Consider the following 19,389-nt stretch of genomic DNA (forward strand, 5'->3'; position numbering starts at 1 on the left):
TCAAGGGAGACAACGTGTCCGACCAGATCCTCGTCAACTTCCAGACCGTTCACCAGGCGGCCGAGGAGGTGCGCGCCTCGGCGGGCCGCATCGACCACCTGCTGAACGACCTCAAGGCGAATGTCACGCGCATCGCCGCCAGCTGGCAGGGTGCCGCCCAGCAGGGCTACCAGCAGCACCAGACCCAGTGGGACACCCGCGCCAACGACCTCCAGCAGACCTGCGCGAAGATCGCGACCTCGCTGGACCAGGCCGCGCAGAGCTACAAGACGACCGAGGACGCCAACTCCAAGCTCTGGGGCTGACGTTCGGGTTCCACAGAGGAACGGCAGGGGGCGGGTACCCGGATTCCGGGCGCCCGCCCCCGACGCGCGGCACGGGTGGACGACATGAGGGGTGGCAGGGTGTCCCGACACGGGTACCGGAAGGCGGCCGCGGCGCTCGCCGCGTTCGCGGTGCTGGGCGGCCCGCTCGCCGCTCCGGCGCACGCCGACGGCGGGACCGGACTGGCCGCGGCCGGCGACTGCCCCAAGAACGCGCCCGACGTGCAGACCGTGCCGTGGTCGTTGCAGCGGCTGCTGCTGGACGAGCTGTGGCAGGGCGGGCGGACCACCGGCGCGGGCGTCACCGTCGCGGTCATCGACACCGGGGTGGACATCACCAACCCGCAGCTGACCGGCAAGGTCGACGAGGGCCCCAACCTGCTGGTCAACCGGGAGACCAAGGAAGCGGTCCAGGGCAAGTCCATCGAGGACCCGGTCGGCCACGGCACCAAGGTGGCCGGCATCATCGCCGCCGGCCGCAGCCCCAGGACGGGCTTCGTCGGACTGGCCCCCGACGCCCGGATCTTCTCGGTCCGGCAGAACGACAGCGACGGCAACGGCGACGTCTCCACCCTGGTCACGGCGATCAGGAAGGCGGTCGACCAGCCCGGTGTCAGGGTCATCAACATCTCCCAGGACGTCCGCGGCGCGGGCGACGCGCACTTCGGCGGCTACCAGGAGCTGAAGGCCGCCGTCGAGTACGCCGAGGCGAAGGACGTCGTGGTGGTCGCCTCCACCGGCAACGACGGCAAGGAGGGCGACACCTATCCGGGAGCCTTCCCCACCGTGCTGGCCGTCGGCGCCTCCGACCGCAACAACGAGCGGGCGCCGTTCTCCCAGTACGGCGGCTTCGTGAAGGTCGCCGCGCCCGGTGTCGACATGCTGTCCACCGTGCCGGGGAGCGGCCAGTGCGTGGACAACGGCACCAGCTTCGCCGCCCCGTACGTCTCCGGGCTCGCCGCGCTGCTGAGGGGCGCCCACCCGCGCTGGAAGGCGGCCCAGGTGCGGGCCTGGATCGAGCAGACCGCGCAGCGCACCCAGCGGGAGCCGGACGAGTTCGTCGGCTGGGGTGTGGTGGACCCGGTCAGGGCCGTCACCAAGGCGCCCGACGACGCGCCCTTCGCGGCGGCCGCGGACGCCCCGGTGCAGCTCGCCGCCGCGCCGATCGTGCCGCGCCCGGTGGGCCTCGGCGAGACCCAGGCCGACCGCGACGGCCGCACCGCGACGTACGTCCTCGGCATCGGCGCCCTGCTGGTCGCCCTGCTGATCGGCGGCGGCGTGGTGCTGCGCGACCAGCGGCGCAGGTCCGCCGACTGACGACCGGCGGGAATCGGCCCCACCAGGACCCACCGGCCCTACCGAGGCCCGCCGGGGCCCGCCGGAACTCCCGCGCGGATGTGGCGGTGCCCCGGGCTGGGGGAGGCCCGGGGCACCGCCGTGTGGGGGAGGGGTGGGGGTCAGTCCTGCTGGTCCTCGGGGAGGCTGATCACCCAGCGGGTGTCCTGCCGGGGGCGCAGGTAGAACAGCCAGTAGAGGGTGGCGGCGGCGGTGATGCCGCCGGTCCACAGCAGGGGCTCGGCGTCCAGCTTGGTGATCACGTAGACCAGGACGACGATCAGCACGACGGGGACGGCCGGCCACAGCGGCATCCGCCAGGCGGAGGCGTGCTTGTGGTGGGCGCGGCGGGAGAGCAGCGCGGCGATCGCGACCAGCAGGTACATCCCGGTGACGGCGACGCCGGTGATGTTGCTCAGCAGCTCGCCCTTGACGAAGCAGAGCGCGGCGCCGGGCAGGCCGACCGCGAGGGTGGCGATCCACGGCGAGCCGAACCGGCCGAGGGTGCCGAAGGCCTTGTTGACCGGCTCCGGCCAGGCCTTGTCGCGGGCGGAGGCGAACAGCACCCGGGAGTTCTGGATGACCATGACGATGCCGGCGTTGATGATGGCCAGCGCGACACAGAGGCTGATGAAGGTGCCGACCGCGGAGTTGCTCCAGGCGGTGACCATGCCGGAGATGTCGCCGGCGGCCAGGGTCTGGAGGTCGGGGGCGCCCATGGTGATGGCGACGACCGGGACCAGGATGATGGCCGAGGAGATGCCGAGCGTCCACAGCACGGTGCGCGAGACGTTGCGGCGGGGGTTCTCCAGCTCCTCGGACAGGTAGACCGCGGTGGAGAAGCCCTGGGTGATGAACAGGGCGATGCCGAGCGCGCCGACGATGGCGCCCACGCTGACCGTGGTGGTGGCGCCGCCCTCCCCGGTGACCACGCCGTGCAGCAGGCTGGGGGCGTCGCTGTTGGTGTGGGCGAAGCCGAGCACCGAGACCACGCCGGCCGCGATGACCTCCAGCACCAGGAAGACGCCGGTGATCCAGGCGTTGGCGCGCAGGTCGAGCAGGCCGGCCAGGGTGGCGGCCAGCATCACGGCGGCGCCGGTCATGGCCTTGTCCAGGTGCAGGACGGGGGCGAGGTAGTCGGCGGTGCCGAGGGCGATGACCGAGGGGACGATCATCACCACGATCAGCGAGAGCACGAAGACCAGCCAGCCCATCAGCCGGCCGGCCAGGGTGCCGACCATGGCGTACTCGCCGCCGGCGCTGGGGATCAGGGTGCCGAGTTCGGAGTAGCAGAAGGCGACCGCGACGCAGAGCACGGTGCCGATCGCGATGGCCAGCGCGGTGGCGCTGCCGATGCTGGAGAACAGCTCCGGCACGATCACGAAGAGCGTCGAGGCCGGTGTGACGCAGGACAGCGTGAGCAGTGTGCCGCCCACGACGCCGATCGAGCGCTTGAGCTGCTGGGGCGCTGCCGCCTCGGCCGCCGGGGCGGCTACGGTCTGTGGCGGGCGAAGCGTGTCGGTCATGTGGCTTCCGATCGGCTGTGCGGTCCTGGAGTGGGAGCGGTATCGCCTCCGCTGGCTGGTTGCTCGGTGTCCGTTTCCAGTCGCTCCCGGGCCGCCATGGAACCTTGGGCGTATCGATCGCGTCAACGTCGGAACTGCTTCGGAATCCGTTGCGAAGAACGGTACGGACATACGATCCGATGATCACATTCAGTCATTGCGAGCTTTGCCCGACTTGTTACCTTGGCCACATTCCAATTGAATCGAAGGTTAACAAAAGAGGGTGGATGTGATTCGAAGGTCGTCTTCCGAATGGATGGCGACAGGCCCAGGCGGCCCCGGAGCGTCCCGCAACGCCTGGGCCGGGTGCGGGAACCGCAGCCGCCGTCCGGAAATCGCCGGGTAACGTTTCGGAACCCGGGACGCCGAAGGGGCCGGACTCCACGAGTCCGGCCCCTTCGATCACCATCCGTGACGGGTGGCGCGGCTACGCCACCGGCAGCCAGCCCGTCTGGACCATCTGCCCGCCGGTCACCCTGCGTGACACGTAGACCCCTCGGCCCGGCGGCAGCGCCTGCGGCTTGACCGTCCCCAGCAGCGTGCCCTCGTCCCGGTTGCCGGAGAGGATCACGCCCTGCCCGCCCAGCTCGCGCATCCGCTGCAGCACCGGCTCGTACAGCGAGCGGCCGGCGCCGCCCGCGCTGCGGGCCACGATCACCCGCAGGCCGATGTCACGGGCGAACGGCAGGAACTCGGCCAGCGGGGCCAGCGGGTTGCCCGAGCTCGTCGCCACCAGCTCGTAGTCGTCGACGATCACGAACATGTCCTTGCCGCTGTACCAGCTGCGGTTGCGCAGCTGCTCGGCGGTCACGTCCGGGCCCGGCAGACGGCGCGAGCAGGCCCCGCGCAGCATGTCCACGATGGCCGCCATGGCCGGCTGCGCGGCCGCGTACTCCACCAGGTACTCCTGCGGCACCGTGCCGAGCAGCGCGCGCCGGTAGTCGCCGACCACGATGCCCGCCTGGTCCGGGGTGTACCGCTCGGTGATCTGCTTGATCAGCATCCGCAGCACCGCCGACTTCCCGGACTCGGTGTCGCCGAAGACGATGAACAGCGGGTCGGTCTCGAAGTTGACGAAGGCCGGAGCCAGCTCCGCCTCGTCCACGCCGAAGGCGACGCCGCGCTCCGGGTGCTCGGAGCCCTTCGGCAGCGAGTTGCCGTCCAGGACGGCCGGCAGCATCCGCACCTGCGGGGCGCGCGGGCCGGTCCAGGCGCCGTCGACGGCGCCGACCAGCCCGGCCACGCCGTCCTGGAGGTCGTCCACCGAGGAGGAGCCGTCCAGACGCGGCAGGCCGGACAGGAAGTGCAGCCGCTCCGCGGTGATGCCGCGCCCGGCCAGCGCCGGGACGTTCTGCGCCACCCGGCGGTCGACCTCGGACTCCATCGCGTCACCGAGCTTCAGCTCGGTCCGGTTCTGGAGCAGGTCCTTCAGCGCCGGGCGCACCTCGGCGTACCGGGTCGCGGTGACGACCAGGTGCACGCCGTAGCCGAGGCCGCGCTGGGCGATGTCGCCGATCACCGGCTCCAGGCCCTCGAACTCCTGCTTGAAGGTGTTCCAGCCGTCGATCACCAGGAAGACGTCGCCGAACGCCTCGTCCGGCAGCCCGCCGGCCGCCCGGCGGGCCCGGTAGGTGGCGATGGTGTCGATCCCGGCGACCCGGAACAGCTCCTCGCGCCGGTTCAGCACTCCGTGCACCTCGGAGACCATCCGTCGCACCTTGTCCACGTCCAGGCGCCCGGCCACCCCGCCGACGTGCGGCAGCCCGGCCAGCGACTGGAAGCTGCCCGCACCGAAGTCGAGCAGGTAGAACTGCACCTCCAGCGGCGTGTGGGTGAGGCCGAACGAGGCCACCGTGGTGCGCACCACGGTCGACTTGCCCGAGCGCGGGCCGCCCACGACCAGGCCGTGGCCGGCCGCCCCCGCGTAGTCGACCTCCAGGATGTCCGTCTTCTGCTCGCGCGGCTTGTCGACGATGCCGATCGGCACCCGCAGCCGGCCCGCCGGGTAGCCGGGCGCGGTCAGCCCGCGCTCCGGCACGACCTGGAGCGGCGGCAGCAGGTGGTCCATGCTCGGCGCCTCCTCCAGCGGCGGCAGCCACACCTGGTGCGCGGCCGGGCCCTGGCCGGCCATCCGCTGGACGAACACGTCCAGCACGGTGTCCACCAGCGCGTCGTCCTGCTCCGGGGCCTGCGGCGCGACCTCCTCCTCCACCGGGTCCGGCAGGTCCACGAAGGCCGCGGTGAACTCCACCGGGCGCGCGTTGATCCGCCGGCCGCCGGTCGACCGCTGCTGCCCCGGCGCCCGGTAGGGCCCCGAGACGTAGGCGGCCTTGAACCGGTCCATCACGTCCTCGCCGAACTTGAGGTAGCCGACACCGGGCACCGGCGGCAGGTGGTAGGCGTCCGGCACGCCGATCGCCGCCCGGGACTCCGCGGCCGAGAAGGTGCGCAGACCGATCCGGTACGACAGGTAGGTGTCCAGGCCGCGCAGCTTGCCCTCCTCCAGGCGCTGCGAGGCCAGCAGCAGGTGCACGCCCAGCGAGCGGCCGATCCGGCCGATCTGGATGAACATCTCGATGAAGTCGGGCTTGGCGGCGAGGAGTTCGGAGAACTCGTCGATGATCAGCACCAGCGAGGGCAGCGGGTCCAGTGCCGCGCCGGCCGCCCGGGCCCGCTCGTACTCGTGGATGTTGGCGTAGTTGCCCGCGGAGCGCAGCAGCTCCTGGCGGCGGTGCAGCTCGCCCTCGATCGCGTCGCGCATGCGGTCGACCAGGGTGAGTTCGCCCTCCAGGTTGGTGATCACCGCGGAGGTGTGCGGCATGTCCGCCATGCCGGAGAAGGTCGCACCGCCCTTGAAGTCGGCGAGGACGAAGTTCAGGATCTCCGAGGTGTGGGTCATCGCCAGCGCCAGCACCAGCGTGCGCAGCAGCTCCGACTTGCCGGAACCGGTCGCGCCCACGCACAGGCCGTGCGGGCCCATGCCCTCCAGCGCGGCCTCCTTGATGTCCAGGTAGACGTGCTCGCCGTTGGCGCCGATGCCGATCGGCACCCGCATCCGCTCGTGCTGGGCGCGCGGGCGCCAGCTGCGGGCCACGTCGAAGGAGCCCGGGTCCCCCGAGCTCATCATGTCGGTGAAGTCGAGGTTGGACAGCAGCGGCTCGTCGTCGCCGCCGGCCGAGATCCGGTACGGCGCCAACTGCCGCGCCAGCGCCTCGGACTGCCACACCGAGAGCAGGTCGGGCTTGCCGGTGTACGTCGCGCCGGAGGCCGAGCGCAGCACCAGCTTGTCGGCACCGACCGTCACCATCAGGTGCCCGCTGGGCTCGTCGACCTCGCCCGGCACCACCTCGATGACCGTCACGCCCTGCACGCCCTCGGGACTCGCCAGCAGCGAGTCGTGCGGCACCCCGGCGCCGTCCATGACGACCACCAGGTGCGGCTGGTCGGCCGGGGGCGCCACCTCGCGCACGAAGCGCTGGCGGCCGGAGAGTTCGTCCTGGAGCAGGTACTCCAGGTCGCCCAGGTCGGTCGCGAACAGCCGGCGCGAGCCCGCGCCGTCGGCCTCCTTGCGGTGCTGGTTGTGCGGGAGCCACTTGGTCCACTCCCACTCCTCGGCCGCGCCGGGTGCCGCCGCGACCGCCACCATCAGGTCGTCCGGCGAGTGCAGGGTGGTCAGCTGGGAGAGGATCGCGCGCACGTTGCCGTACACCGAGTCCGGGTCCCCGCACACCGTGATGTGGTAGAAGGCGCGCAGCGAGACCGCCAGCGGCAGGTCCTGGAGGGTGCCGTGGGCCTTCAGGAAGGAGTGCATCGCGGCCGCCGACAGCGGCTCCAGCTCGTCCATCGGCGCGGTCTGCGGCGCCACCAGCGGGGTGGACAGCTGGACCGGCCCGAGGCCCACCCGGATCTGCGCGAAGTCGCCGTCCCCGGTGCGCCGTTCCCACAGCCGCCGGCCGTCCTCGACGATCGACCACAGCTGGTCCGGCGCCGGGTTCAGGAACAGCAGCGCGCCGCGCTGGCGCTCCGCCGTGCGGCGCACCTGGCGGCGGGTCTGCTGGAGGTACTTCAGGTAGTCGCGCCGCTCGTCCGCCATCGCGGTCGAGCCGCCCTTGCGGGCCCGGACGATCTGCGCCAGCACCATGCCCAGCGTCGAGGCGACCATCAGGCCGCCCATGATCTTCATCGGGGCCGCGGCCCCCGGGGAGAAGAAGAACACCGCCGAGCCGCCCATGCCCAGCATCGGCAGGATGCTCATCAGCCAGTCCTCGCCGCCCTGCCGGGGAAGCTCGGGCGGGCTCACCAGCTCCACCGGCTCGTCCGGCACGGTGGGCGGGTACGCCCTGGCCGGTCGCTTGACCGTGATCACACCCATGTGTCATCCACCCCGCGGCGTCGATCGATCACTTCGGCATCAGCCCTCACGCGATTGCGCACGGTCCGTACGGGAATCCGGTGGCCGGGGACGCCCCACCCAGCAGCCCCCGTACCTTTGCGCAGGCGCCGATCCTAACGGTCGCCCCCGCACCGCCCGCCAGGGCCCGGTACGCGCCGCCCGGCGGGGCCCGATACGCACCGGCAGCGGGCACGAACCGAACGGGTAGGGTAACGCCGCGCCAACTCGCGGCCCGGCCGGGCCGGTTCCACAGCCACACCGAGCGCCGCCGTGCCTCGGCACCGTCAACAAGGGGGAGCGCCACGTGCGTCGAAGGATCGAGGTGGGGGCACTCATGAGCGAGCGCAGCGGGCTCGCCGTCGGGTGCGCACCGGGCGGGGTGCCCGCCGAGCGCGGCGAGGTGGGGGCATGAGCGCTGCGGCGACCGGCTACTGCCGGGTGACCGTCGTCGCCCCGGACCGCCGGATCGACGTCGCCCTGCCCGAGGACGTCCCGCTCGCGGACGTCTACCCCGAGGTGCTGCGGCTGGCCAACCAGAGCCAGCCCGACGGCACCCCCACCGGCTTCCACCTGGTCCGCCGCGACGGCACGGTGCTCGACAGCGGACTGCCGCTGGCCGCCCAACAGGTCCGCGACGGCGATCTGCTGGCGCTGCGTCCCTTCGCCGAGTCGCTCCCGCCGGCCGTCTACGACGACGTCGCCGACGCGATCGCCAGCGCCGTCGAGGCCGACCGCCGGTTCTGGACCGCCGAGCTGATGCGCGGCTTCGGCCTGATCGGCGCGGGGGTGCTGCTCACGCTGCTCGGCTTCGCGCTCTGGTTCTCCGACCTGCGCCACGACATGCACGGCCTGCCCGGCGTCCTGGCCGGGGTCACCGCCGTCGTGCTCACCGCGCTCGCCGGGGTGCGCGCCCGGGTCTACCAGGACGCCCCCGCGGCCGTCGCGCTCGGCCTCGGCGCGCTGCCGCACGCCATGATCGGCGGCAGCGGCGTCATCGCCGTCGCCCACCCGTGGGACGGCCCGGGCCGGCTCCAGTTCCTGGCCGGCTGCGTCGCCGTCCTGGTGGTCTCCGTGCTGCTGGCCGGCCTGCTGCCGGAGCGGGACGCGGTGTTCGTCGCCGCCGCCCTGGTCTCCACCGCCGGCTCGCTCGCCACCTTCGCCGCCGTCCTGCTGCCGCAGACCCCGGCCGGGCACATCGCCGCCGTCACCGGTGTCGCGGCCGTCGCCGTGATCGGCTTCCTGCCCGGCCTCTCCGCCCGCTTCGCCCGGCTGCCGGTCGGCTTCAGCGCCCCGGGCCAGACCCGTACCCGCAGCCGCGACTACGACGAGGAGGCCGAGCGCGCCGAGGCCGTCCAGTACGAGCGGATCGCGCACCAGGCCCGCCGCGGCCACGAGGTGCTGGTCGGCCTGGTCGGCGGCTGCGCCGCGGTCGTGGTCGGCGCCTGCGCCGTCCTCGGCTTCACCGACGAGACCTTCCCGGAGCTGCTCGCGCTCGCCCTGGGCCTGGCCACCATGCTGCGCGCCCGGCTGTTCCGCTACACCGCGCAGGTGCTCAGCCTCACCGTGGCCGGCCTGCTCGGCCTGTGCCTGCTGATCGTCGGGCTCTCCCTGCACACCCCGCAGTTCTTCCTGCGGGCGGCCGGCTCCACCACCGAGCTCGACCTGCGCACGATCTGGCTGACCGCCTCCATCGCCTTCGGCGCCGCGCTGCTCACCGCGATCGCCCTGGTGGTGCCGCGGCTCGGGGTCTCCCCGTTCTGGGGGCGCATCCTGGACCTGGTGGACAGCCTCACCCTGATCGCGCTCGTCCCGCTCGCGCTCGCCGTCCTGGAGATCTACCGGCTGGTCCGCGGCGCCACCGGCTGACCCTCCGGCCGGCCCTCCGCCGCCCGCCTGTCGCCTGCCTGCCGCCCACCCGCCGCCCGCCGGACGGCCGGATGGGCGGCACTGGTACGCTTGGCCTCCGAGCGCAGCCGTGTGTCCGCATCCCCTCCGTGGGCTGCACCGTGCCGGCCGCGCTCACGACACCGAGTTCTCGATGAGTCCTGTGCTGTCGACCAGGACCGCTCGGTAGACCCCGAAGGAGTTGCAGTGGCTCTCGCCTCTGACGTCAAGAAGCAGATCATCGCCGAGTTCGGCCAGAAGGAGGGCGACACCGGCTCCCCCGAGGTCCAGGTGGCCATGCTCTCCCGCCGCATCTCGGACCTGACCGAGCACCTCAAGGCCCACAAGCACGACCACCACTCGCGTCGTGGCCTGCTGATCCTGGTCGGCCAGCGTCGCCGCCTGCTCCAGTACCTGGCCAAGAAGGACATCGAGCGTTTCCGTACGCTCGTCGACCGCCTGGGCATCCGCCGCGGTGCCGCCGGCGGCGCCCGCTGAGAACGCCGCCAGGGGGCGGCTCCCCTCCACCGGGGAGCCGCCCCCCGCGCGTATGCCGCGGCTGTCGAGCCGTGGCGCCCTGACATAACAACTCGCGCGCACCTCCCCAGGTGGCCGAGGATTGCACCGTAGGGTTGTGGGCATGCCGGGTGATGGCGCACCAGCGCGCCACCCGGGCAGAAGGACCCGAACCCCCCGCGGGACGAAGGCTTCAAACGGAAGCCGCCCGCATCCGAGAGAGCGTCCAGACGCGAATCGCCCTCCCCGGCCAGGCAGCCGTGAGGCGCCGGTCCTCGGTAGTGGCCGTCGGAACCCCGCAGACCGAGCGGGACACTCCGGAGGCTTCGATCGAAGACCGGCTCGACTGCCGCCCTCCCTGACGAGGGCCATGGGCCCACCGAGGCAGTGCGCGGGGACGCTCTCCCGGAGACGTACGAAAGAGGAGATCTTCCAGGTGGAAGAGAACGTGTTCTACGCCGAGGCCGTGATCGACAACGGTTCCTACGGCACCCGTACCATCCGCTTCGAGACCGGCCGTCTGGCCCGTCAGGCCGCCGGTTCCGCCGTGGCCTACCTGGACGACGACACCATGGTGCTGTCGGCCACCAGCGCGTCCAAGCAGCCGAAGGAGCACTTCGACTTCTTCCCGCTGACCGTGGACGTCGAGGAGCGGATGTACGCCGCGGGCCGCATCCCCGGCTCGTTCTTCCGTCGCGAGGGCCGGCCCTCCGAGGACGCGATCCTCACCTGCCGCCTGATCGACCGCCCGCTGCGCCCGTCCTTCGTCAAGGGCCTGCGCAACGAGGTCCAGGTCGTCGTCACCGTGATGGCGCTCAACCCCGACCACCTGTACGACGTGGTCGCGATCAACGCCGCCTCCGCCTCCACCCAGCTGGCGGGCCTGCCGTTCTCCGGCCCGATCGGTGGCGTGCGCGTCGCGCTGATCAACGGCCAGTGGGTCGCCTTCCCGACCCACAGCGAGCTGGAGTCGGCCGTCTTCGACATGGTCGTCGCCGGTCGCGTCCTGCCGGACGGCGACGTCGCGATCATGATGGTCGAGGCCGAGGCCACCGACAAGACCATCAAGCTGGTCGAGGGCGGCGCCGACGCGCCGACCGAGGAGATCGTCGCCTCCGGCCTGGAGGCCGCGAAGCCGTTCATCAAGGTCCTGTGCGCCGCGCAGGCGCAGCTGGCCGCCCAGGCCGCCAAGCCGACCGGTGAGTTCCCGGTCTTCCTGGACTACCAGGACGACGTCCTCTCCGCGCTGACCGCCGCCGTCAAGGACGAGCTCGCGCAGGCCCTGACCATCGCGGGCAAGCAGGAGCGCAACAACGAGCTGGACCGCGTCAAGGCGCTGGCCGCCGAGAAGCTGCTGCCCGAGTTCGAGGGCCGCGAGAAGGAGATCAGCGCCGCCTACAACGCGCTGACCAAGAAGGTCGTCCGCGAGCGCGTCATCACGGACAAGGTCCGCATCGACGGCCGCGGCGTCACCGACATCCGCACCCTGGCCGCCGAGGTCGAGGCCATCCCGCGGGTGCACGGCTCGGCCCTGTTCGAGCGCGGCGAGACCCAGATCCTGGGCGTCACCACGCTGAACATGCTGCGCATGGAGCAGCAGCTGGACACGCTCTCCCCGGAGACGCGCCGCCGCTACATGCACAACTACAACTTCCCGCCGTACTCCGTCGGTGAGACCGGCCGCGTGGGCTCGCCCAAGCGCCGCGAGATCGGCCACGGCGCGCTCGCCGAGCGCGCCCTGCTGCCGGTGCTGCCGACCCGCGAGGAGTTCCCGTACGCCATCCGCCAGGTCTCCGAGGCGCTGAGCTCCAACGGCTCCACCTCGATGGGCTCGGTCTGCGCGTCGACCATGTCGCTGCTGAACGCCGGTGTGCCGCTGAAGGCCGCCGTCGCCGGCATCGCCATGGGCCTGATCTCCCAGGAGATCGACGGCGAGACCCACTACGTCACGCTGACCGACATCCTCGGCGCCGAGGACGCGTACGGCGACATGGACTTCAAGGTCGCCGGTACCCGCAACTTCATCACCGCCCTCCAGCTGGACACCAAGCTGAACGGCATCCCGGCGTCGGTGCTCGCCGCCGCGCTGAAGCAGGCCAAGGACGCCCGCCTGCACATCCTCGACGTGATGAACGAGGCCATCGACTCGCCCGACGAGATGTCCCCGAACGCGCCGCGCATCATCACCATCAAGATCCCGGTGGACAAGATCGGTGAGGTCATCGGCCCCAAGGGCAAGATGATCAACCAGATCCAGGAGGACACCGGCGCCGAGATCACGATCGAGGACGACGGCACCATCTACATCGGTGCCGCCGACGGCCCGGCCGCCGAGGCCGCCCGCACCACGATCAACCAGATCGCCAACCCGACCATGCCGGAGGTCGGCGAGCGCTACCTGGGCACCGTGGTCAAGACCACGACCTTCGGCGCGTTCGTCTCGCTGATGCCGGGCAAGGACGGTCTGCTGCACATCTCGCAGATCCGCAAGCTGGCCGGTGGCAAGCGCGTGGAGAACGTCGAGGACGTCCTCGGCGTCGGCGCCAAGGTGCAGGTCGAGATCGCCGAGATCGACCCGCGCGGCAAGCTCTCCCTGATCCCGGTCGTCGAGGGCGAAGAGGGCGGCGAGGCCGCTTCCGAGTGAAGCGCCGCTAGCTGACTCCCGCGGCCCGTACGCCTCCCGGCGTGCGGGCCGCACCCCGTTGTCCACGCGTTCGTCCGTACGTGCCCCCGTGCACGTGCGTTTCCTCTGGAGGTACCCCCCGTGGCGCAGGCCCCGGCGGTAAAGCAGCGTCCCGGCACCACCCGGACCCTGCTCAAGGGCGTCGACGGCGCCGGCACGGTGCGCCGCACCGTCCTCCCCGGCGGCCTTCGGGTCGTCACCGAGACCCTGCCGACGGTGCGCTCCGCGACCTTCGGCATCTGGGTCGGCGTCGGCTCGCGGGACGAGACCCCGCAGCTCAACGGCGCCACCCACTACCTGGAGCACCTGCTCTTCAAGGGCACCGAGCGGCGCAGCGCGCTGGACATCTCGGCGGCCCTGGACGCGGTCGGCGGCGAGATGAACGCCTTCACCGCGAAGGAGAACACCTGCTACTACGCCCGGGTCCTGGACACCGACCTGCCGCTGGCCATCGACGTGGTCTGCGACATGCTCACCGGCTCGCTGATCCGCCCCGAGGACGTGGAGGCCGAGCGCGGCGTCATCCTGGAGGAGATGGCGATGGCCGAGGACGACCCGGGCGACGTGGTGCACGACCTGTTCGCCAAGGTGATCTACGGCAGCGGCCCGCTGGGCCGTCCGATCCTCGGCACCCAGGAGACCATCAGGACGCTCACCCGGGACCAGATCGCCGGCTTCTACCGCCGCCGCTACCGGCCCGAGCACCTGGTCATCGCGGCGGCCGGCAACCTCGACCACCGCAAGGTCGTCAAGCAGGTCGAGCAGGCCTTCGCGCCGGTGCTGGCGGCCTCCACCGCGACCCCCGCCGAGGCCCGCCGCGGCGTCAAGGCGCTGCGTACGGCCGGCCGGGTCGAGGTGCTCAACCGCTCCACCGAGCAGGCCCACCTGGTGCTGGGCGTGCCCGGCGTGCCGCGGCACGACGAGCGCCGCTGGGCGATGGGCGTGCTGAACGCGGCCCTCGGCGGCGGGATGAGCTCCCGGCTGTTCCAGGAGGTCCGCGAGAAGCGCGGCCTGGCGTACTCGGTCTACTCGTACTCCTCGTCCTACGCGGACAGTGGCCTGTTCGGCATCTACGCCGGCTGCCAGCCCAAGCGGGTCGAGGAGGTGCTGCGGATCTGCCGCGCCGAGCTGGCCAAGGTGGTCGAGGAGGGCATCACCGAGGAGGAGCTGAACCGGGCGATCGGCCAGATCTCCGGCTCCACCGTGCTCGGCATGGAGGACAGCGGCTCGCTGATGAACCGGATCGGCAAGGCCGAGCTCAGCTACGGGCACCACCTGTCGGTGGACGACATGCTGGAGCGGATCGCGTCGGTGACCCTGGAGGACGTCCACGCGGTGGCCCGTGATGTGCTGGGCGCGTACCGGCCGTCGCTGGCGCTGATCGGCCCGGTCAACGACAAGCGGGCCGCCAGGCTCGCCGATCTGCTGGTGTGAGACCGAGACTGCTGGTGAGAGGACTTTCGCTATGACGCTGCGTGTCGCCGTGATCGGTGCCGGGGGACGGATCGGCTCCGAGGCGGTCAAGGCCGTCGAGGCCGCGCCGGACCTGGAGCTGGTCGCCACCCTCGGCCGCGGCTCCGCGCTGGAGGAGCTGACCGGGGCCGGCGCGCAGGTCGCCGTCGAGCTGACCCACCCGGACTCGGTGATGGGCAACCTGGACTTCTGCCTGCACCACGGCATCCACGTGGTCACCGGCACCACCGGCTGGACGGACGAGCGGCTCGCCACCGTCCGCGGCTGGCTGGACGAGGCCCCGGAGCTCGGCCTGCTGATCGCGCCGAACTTCTCCATCGGCGCCATCCTCGGCATGAAGTTCTCCCAGATCGCCGCCCGGTACTTCGAGTCGGTCGAGGTGGTCGAGCTGCACCACGACCGCAAGGCCGACGCCCCCAGCGGCACCGCCACCCGTACCGCCCAGCTGATCGCCGCGGCCAGGGCCGAGGCGGGCCGGCCGCCGCAGCAGGACCCGACCACCCACAGCCTGCCCGGCGCGCGCGGCGCCGACGTGGACGGGGTGCCGGTGCACGCGGTGCGGCTGCGCGGCCTGCTCGCCCACCAGCAGGTGATGTTCGGCGACACCGGTGAGACGCTCACCATCCGGCACGACTCGCTGCACCACAGCAGCTTCATGCCGGGCATCCTGCTGGGCGCGCGCAGGGTCGTCGGGACGCCGGGGCTGACCTTCGGCCTCGAACACTTCCTGGACCTGTGACCGTGCCGAACTCCAGGAGTGCGTCATGACCTCCCGCACCGGCTTCTTCGCCCTGTCCGGCGTGCTGCTGCTGGTCGCGCTGGTCTGCGTGGGCGAGGGCGTCCAGCTGATCGCCACCGGCAAGCCGCTCGGCATCGGCCTCGGCGTCTGCGCCTTCGTGGTCCCGGTGATCGGCGTCTGGTTCCTGCGCCAGACCGTCCGCTTCGGCCGGGACAGCGAGCGGCTGGCCCGCGAGCTGGAGGCCGAGGGCGGCCTGCCGGTGGACGAACTGAAGCGCAGCAAGGGCGGGCGGATCGACCGGGCCTCGGCCGACGCGGTGTTCGCCCGCCGCCGGACCGAGGCCGAGGACACGCCGGGCGACTGGCGGGTCTGGTTCCGCCTCGCCGTGGCCTACGCCGACGCCGGCGACACCCCGCGCGCCCGCAAGACCATGCAGCACGCCATCAGGCTGCACAGCACCGAACCCGCAAGGAGTAACGCGTGAGCGACGAACCGACGGCCCCCAGCTTCCGCAGTGACGTGACGGTGGAGCTGGTCCGCAGCGCCGCCGCCGACTCGGACGTCATCTGGGCGGCCCGGGTCTCGACCGCGGGCGAGCAGTCCCTGGAAGCCGTCCAGCAGGACCCGGAGAAGTCCAAGGGCCTGATCAACTTCCTGATGCGCGACCGGCACGGCACGCCGTTCGAGCACAACTCGATGACCTTCTTCATCAGCGCGCCGATCTTCGTGTTCCGGGAGTTCCACCGGCACCGCAGCGGCTGGTCGTACAACGAGGAGTCCGGCCGCTACCGCGAGCTCCAGCCGGTCTTCTACGTCCCGGGCGAGGAGCGAAAGCTGGTCCAGCAGGGCCGTCCCGGCAAGTACGAGTTCTACGAGGGCACGCCCGAGCAGCACAGGACCACCACCGAGGCGATGGAGGCCGCGTACCGCGAGTCCTACGTCCGCTACCAGGAGATGCTGGCCGCCGGGGTGGCCCGCGAGGTGGCCCGCGCGGTGCTGCCGGTGGGCCTGTTCTCCTCGATGTACGCGACCTGCAACTCGCGTTCGCTGATGCACTTCCTCTCCCTGCGCACCAAGCGGGAGAACTCGGCGGTGCCGTCGTTCCCGCAGCGCGAGATCGAGATGGTCGCCGAGCAGATGGAGGAGCAGTGGGCCCGGCTCATGCCGCTCACCCATGCGGCCTTCGAGAAGCACGGCCGGGTCGCCCCCTGACCTGGGACGACAGGCATCCGGGCAGAGTGTCTGGCATGTCTGGATTGCGGCTTTTCTAGCCGCTCCCTACATTCGTGAACACGGATTCCGGTGCTGCCCGAACCCCCGAGCGGGCAGCACCGGAATCCCACGTCCACACCCCCGGCGCGCTGCGCCGGTCCGAACAGCGGACCGGCATGGGTACCGCCCCACCGCCTACGAGTAGCTTTGGACGCATGGCTCCGACCTCCACCCCCCAGACGCCGTTCGGCCGGGTCCTGACCGCGATGGTCACCCCGTTCACCGCCGACGGCGGACTCGACCTCGACGGCGCCCAGCGCCTCGCCACGCACCTCGTGGACTCCGGCAACGACGGCCTGGTCGTCAACGGCACCACCGGTGAGTCCCCGACCACCAGCGACGCCGAGAAGGCCCAGCTGGTGCGCGCCGTGGTCGAGGCGGTCGGGGACCGCGCCCACGTGGTGGCCGGCGTCGGCACCAACGACACCCACCACAGCGTCGAGCTGGCCCGGCAGGCGGAGGCGGCCGGAGCGCACGGCCTGCTGGTCGTCACGCCGTACTACAGCAAGCCCCCGCAGGAAGGCCTGTACCGGCACAACGTGGCCGTCGCGGACGCGACCGGGCTGCCGGTCATGCTGTACGACATCCCGGGCCGCAGCGGGGTCGCGCTGAGCCACGAGACGCTGGTCCGCCTCGGCGAGCACCCGCGGATCGTCGCCAACAAGGACGCCAAGGGCGACCTCGGCGCCGCGGCCTGGGCCATCGCCCGCGCCGACCTGGCCTGGTACTCCGGTGACGACATCCTCAACCTGCCGCTGCTGTCCGTCGGAGCCGTCGGCGTGGTCAGCGTCGTCGGGCACGTGGTGGCCGGGGACCTGCGGGCGATGATCGAGGCCTTCCTGGCGGGCGATGTGGTCAAGGCCACGAGCATCCACCAGCGCCTGCTGCCGGTGTTCAGCGGTATGTTCCGCACCCAGGGCGTGATTCTCGGCAAGGCGGCGCTGGAACTCCAGGGCCTGCCGGCCGGCCCGCTGCGGCTGCCGCTGGTCGGAGCGACGCCGGAGGAGATCGCGCGATTGAGGCAGGATCTCGCCGCCGGCGGGGTACACCTCTGACAGACACGGACGTGCGCGCCCCGGCTCGCCGGACCTCCCAGGGTCCGCCGCTGGACCGGACCGAAGGCGCGAGAGCACAGACCCAGTAGGAAACGACACTGAGTACGCACGCCATATGTCTCCAGGGGGAGGACCCCGGGCATGTGGCGTGCGTCGTGAGGAGAGTCTTTTGAGCCACCCGCACCCCGAGCTCGGCGCGCCCCCGGCACTGAAGGAGGGCGCCCTCCGGATCACCCCGCTCGGCGGCCTCGGCGAGATCGGCCGCAACATGACGGTCCTCGAGTACGGGGACCGCATCCTGATCATCGACTGCGGCGTCCTCTTCCCCGAGGACGAGCAGCCCGGCGTGGACCTGATCCTCCCGGACTTCACCTACATCCGGGACCGTCTCGACAAGGTCGACGGCATCGTCCTGACCCACGGGCACGAGGACCACATCGGCGCCGTCCCGTTCCTCCTGCGGGAGAACCCGGACATCCCGCTGATCGGGTCCAAGCTGACCCTGGCCCTCATCGAGGCCAAGCTCGCCGAGCACCGCATCCGGCCGTACGTGCTGGAGGTCAAGGAGGGCGAGCGCGAGCGCATCGGTCCCTTCGACTGCGAGTTCATCGCGGTCAACCACTCCATCCCGGACGCCCTCGCCGTGGCGGTCCGCACCCCCGCCGGCATGGTCGTGGCCACCGGCGACTTCAAGATGGACCAGCTCCCGCTGGACGGCCGCCTGACCGACCTGCCGACCTTCGCCAAGCTGGCGGAGGAGGGCATGGACCTGCTGCTGGTGGACTCCACCAACGCCGAGGTCCCCGGCTTCATCCCGCACGAGCGGGACATCTCGGCCGCGCTGCGGAACGTCTTCGCGAACGCGGACAAGCGCATCATCGTCGCCTCCTTCGCCAGCCACGTGCACCGCATCCAGCAGGTGCTGGACGCCGCGCACGAGTACAAGCGCAAGGTCGCCTTCGTCGGCCGCTCGATGGTCCGCAACATGGGCATCGCCCGCGACCTCGGCTACCTGAAGGTCCCCGGCAACATGGTCGTGGACGTCAAGCAGCTGGACGACCTGCCGGACAAGGAGGTCGTGCTGATCTGCACCGGCTCGCAGGGCGAGCCGATGGCCGCGCTGTCCCGGATGGCCAACCGCGACCACCAGATCCGCATCGTCGAGGGCGACACCGTCGTCCTGGCCTCCTCGCTCATCCCGGGCAACGAGAACGCCGTCTACCGGGTGATCAACGGCCTGACCCGCTGGGGCGCCAAGGTCGTGCACAAGGGCAACGCCAAGGTGCACGTCTCCGGCCACGCCTCGGCCGGCGAGCTGCTCTACTTCTTCAACATCTGCAAGCCGCGCAACCTGATGCCGGTCCACGGCGAGTGGCGCCACCTGCGCGCGGCCGCCGAGCTGGGCATCGCCACCGGGGTGCCGCGCAACCGCGTGGTCATCGCCGAGGACGGTGTCTGCGTCGACCTGGAGAAGGGCGTCGCCCGGATCGTCGGCAAGGTGCAGGCCGGCTACGTCTACGTGGACGGCTCCTCGGTCGGCGACATCACCGAGGCCTCGCTCAAGGACCGCAGGATCCTCGGCGAGGAGGGCTTCATCTCGGTCTTCGTCGCGGTCGACTCGACCAACGGCAAGATCATCGGTCGCCCGACCATCCAGGCCCGCGGTTCCGGCATCGACGACAACGCGTTCGTTCCGGTCGTCGCCAAGCTCCAGGAGGCCCTGGACCGCTCGGCGAGCGACGGCGTGCTGGACCCCCGCCAGGTGCAGCAGCTCGTCCGCCGGACCATCGGCAAGTGGGTCGCGGACAACTACCGCCGCCGGCCGATGATCCTGCCCGTCGTGGTCGAGGTCTGACGCTCGCTCAACACCGGCTGAGGCTGGTTTGACGTGGGGCGACCCGGTGCGTAATGTTCTCCGGGTTGCCCCACGGGACGGCCCCTCGGAAACGGACTCGAATTTGAATTCGAGAACGACCGGGGAAAACGGACCGAGAGATTCTGATAGAGTCCGGGAGCGCCGAAAGGCAAAAGCGGATCGAATGAATGAAACTCCGGAAAACGGAGCGGAAAACATCTGATAAGCTTGAAACACGAAAGAACGAAGCCCGGAGGGCCTGCTGGAAGGCAGTCCGAAGGAAGCGTCCGTTCCTT

Annotated in this window: 13 protein-coding genes; 11 read left to right on the forward strand and 2 right to left on the reverse strand. The window is 71.4% G+C overall.

Annotated elements, in window-relative coordinates; translation table 11 throughout:
* Window positions 1–14: 14 nt before the first annotated feature.
* Entirely contained in the window at window positions 15–305 is a 291-nt protein-coding gene (locus ACZ7C5_RS36270; protein ID WP_401092527.1) for a WXG100 family type VII secretion target, read from the forward strand.
* A gap of 99 nt (window positions 306–404) precedes the next feature.
* Window positions 405–1,640 (forward strand): type VII secretion-associated serine protease mycosin, encoded by a 1,236-nt coding sequence (gene mycP / locus ACZ7C5_RS36275; protein ID WP_470324315.1) that lies wholly within the window; start codon window positions 405–407, stop codon window positions 1,638–1,640.
* Window positions 1,641–1,780: 140 nt separating this feature from the next.
* On the opposite strand, the gene ACZ7C5_RS36280 is transcribed toward mycP, so the two are convergent.
* Both ACZ7C5_RS36280 and eccCa read right to left on the reverse strand, forming a co-directional pair.
* Entirely contained in the window at window positions 1,781–3,184 is a 1,404-nt protein-coding gene (locus ACZ7C5_RS36280) for an APC family permease (protein WP_188295048.1), read from the reverse strand.
* A gap of 466 nt (window positions 3,185–3,650) precedes the next feature.
* Window positions 3,651–7,595: a type VII secretion protein EccCa gene (gene eccCa, locus ACZ7C5_RS36285; RefSeq protein WP_470324316.1), complete on the reverse strand. Its 3,945-nt coding sequence runs from the start codon at window positions 7,593–7,595 to the stop codon at window positions 3,651–3,653.
* Between the two features lie 429 nt (window positions 7,596–8,024).
* Here eccCa and eccD point away from each other — a divergent pair, with 429 nt between their 5' ends.
* From eccD to ACZ7C5_RS36330, 9 genes are all read left to right on the forward strand, one after another.
* Window positions 8,025–9,482 carry a type VII secretion integral membrane protein EccD gene (gene eccD, locus ACZ7C5_RS36290; protein ID WP_401092522.1) on the forward strand — a complete coding sequence of 486 codons (1,458 nt, stop codon included), beginning with the start codon at window positions 8,025–8,027 and terminating at the stop codon, window positions 9,480–9,482.
* A gap of 225 nt (window positions 9,483–9,707) precedes the next feature.
* A complete protein-coding gene (gene rpsO / locus ACZ7C5_RS36295) occupies window positions 9,708–9,998 on the forward strand; it encodes a 30S ribosomal protein S15 (protein WP_148645116.1) in 291 nt (96 codons plus the stop codon).
* A 454-nt stretch (window positions 9,999–10,452) separates the two neighbouring features.
* Complete coding sequence (locus ACZ7C5_RS36300; RefSeq protein WP_188295045.1) at window positions 10,453–12,660, forward strand: polyribonucleotide nucleotidyltransferase; 2,208 nt, start codon at window positions 10,453–10,455, stop codon at window positions 12,658–12,660.
* A gap of 120 nt (window positions 12,661–12,780) precedes the next feature.
* On the forward strand, window positions 12,781–14,133 hold the full coding sequence (locus ACZ7C5_RS36305; protein ID WP_470324317.1) for a M16 family metallopeptidase: 1,353 nt from the start codon (window positions 12,781–12,783) through the stop codon (window positions 14,131–14,133).
* Between the two features lie 31 nt (window positions 14,134–14,164).
* Window positions 14,165–14,911: a 4-hydroxy-tetrahydrodipicolinate reductase gene (dapB, locus tag ACZ7C5_RS36310; protein ID WP_188295044.1), complete on the forward strand. Its 747-nt coding sequence runs from the start codon at window positions 14,165–14,167 to the stop codon at window positions 14,909–14,911.
* A 25-nt stretch (window positions 14,912–14,936) separates the two neighbouring features.
* Window positions 14,937–15,395 (forward strand): tetratricopeptide repeat protein, encoded by a 459-nt coding sequence (locus tag ACZ7C5_RS36315; RefSeq protein ID WP_401092520.1) that lies wholly within the window; start codon window positions 14,937–14,939, stop codon window positions 15,393–15,395.
* Window positions 15,392–16,123 carry an FAD-dependent thymidylate synthase gene (gene thyX, locus ACZ7C5_RS36320; RefSeq protein ID WP_401092519.1) on the forward strand — a complete coding sequence of 244 codons (732 nt, stop codon included), beginning with the start codon at window positions 15,392–15,394 and terminating at the stop codon, window positions 16,121–16,123. The genes ACZ7C5_RS36315 and thyX overlap by 4 nt, the downstream gene beginning before the upstream one ends.
* Before the next feature lie 215 nt (window positions 16,124–16,338).
* A complete protein-coding gene (gene dapA, locus ACZ7C5_RS36325) occupies window positions 16,339–17,238 on the forward strand; it encodes a 4-hydroxy-tetrahydrodipicolinate synthase (protein WP_401092518.1) in 900 nt (299 codons plus the stop codon).
* A 169-nt stretch (window positions 17,239–17,407) separates the two neighbouring features.
* Window positions 17,408–19,093: a ribonuclease J gene (locus ACZ7C5_RS36330; RefSeq protein ID WP_401092517.1), complete on the forward strand. Its 1,686-nt coding sequence runs from the start codon at window positions 17,408–17,410 to the stop codon at window positions 19,091–19,093.
* The last annotated feature ends 296 nt before the right edge of the window (window positions 19,094–19,389 follow it).

This window comes from Kitasatospora sp. NPDC036993 (genome assembly GCF_055607525.1).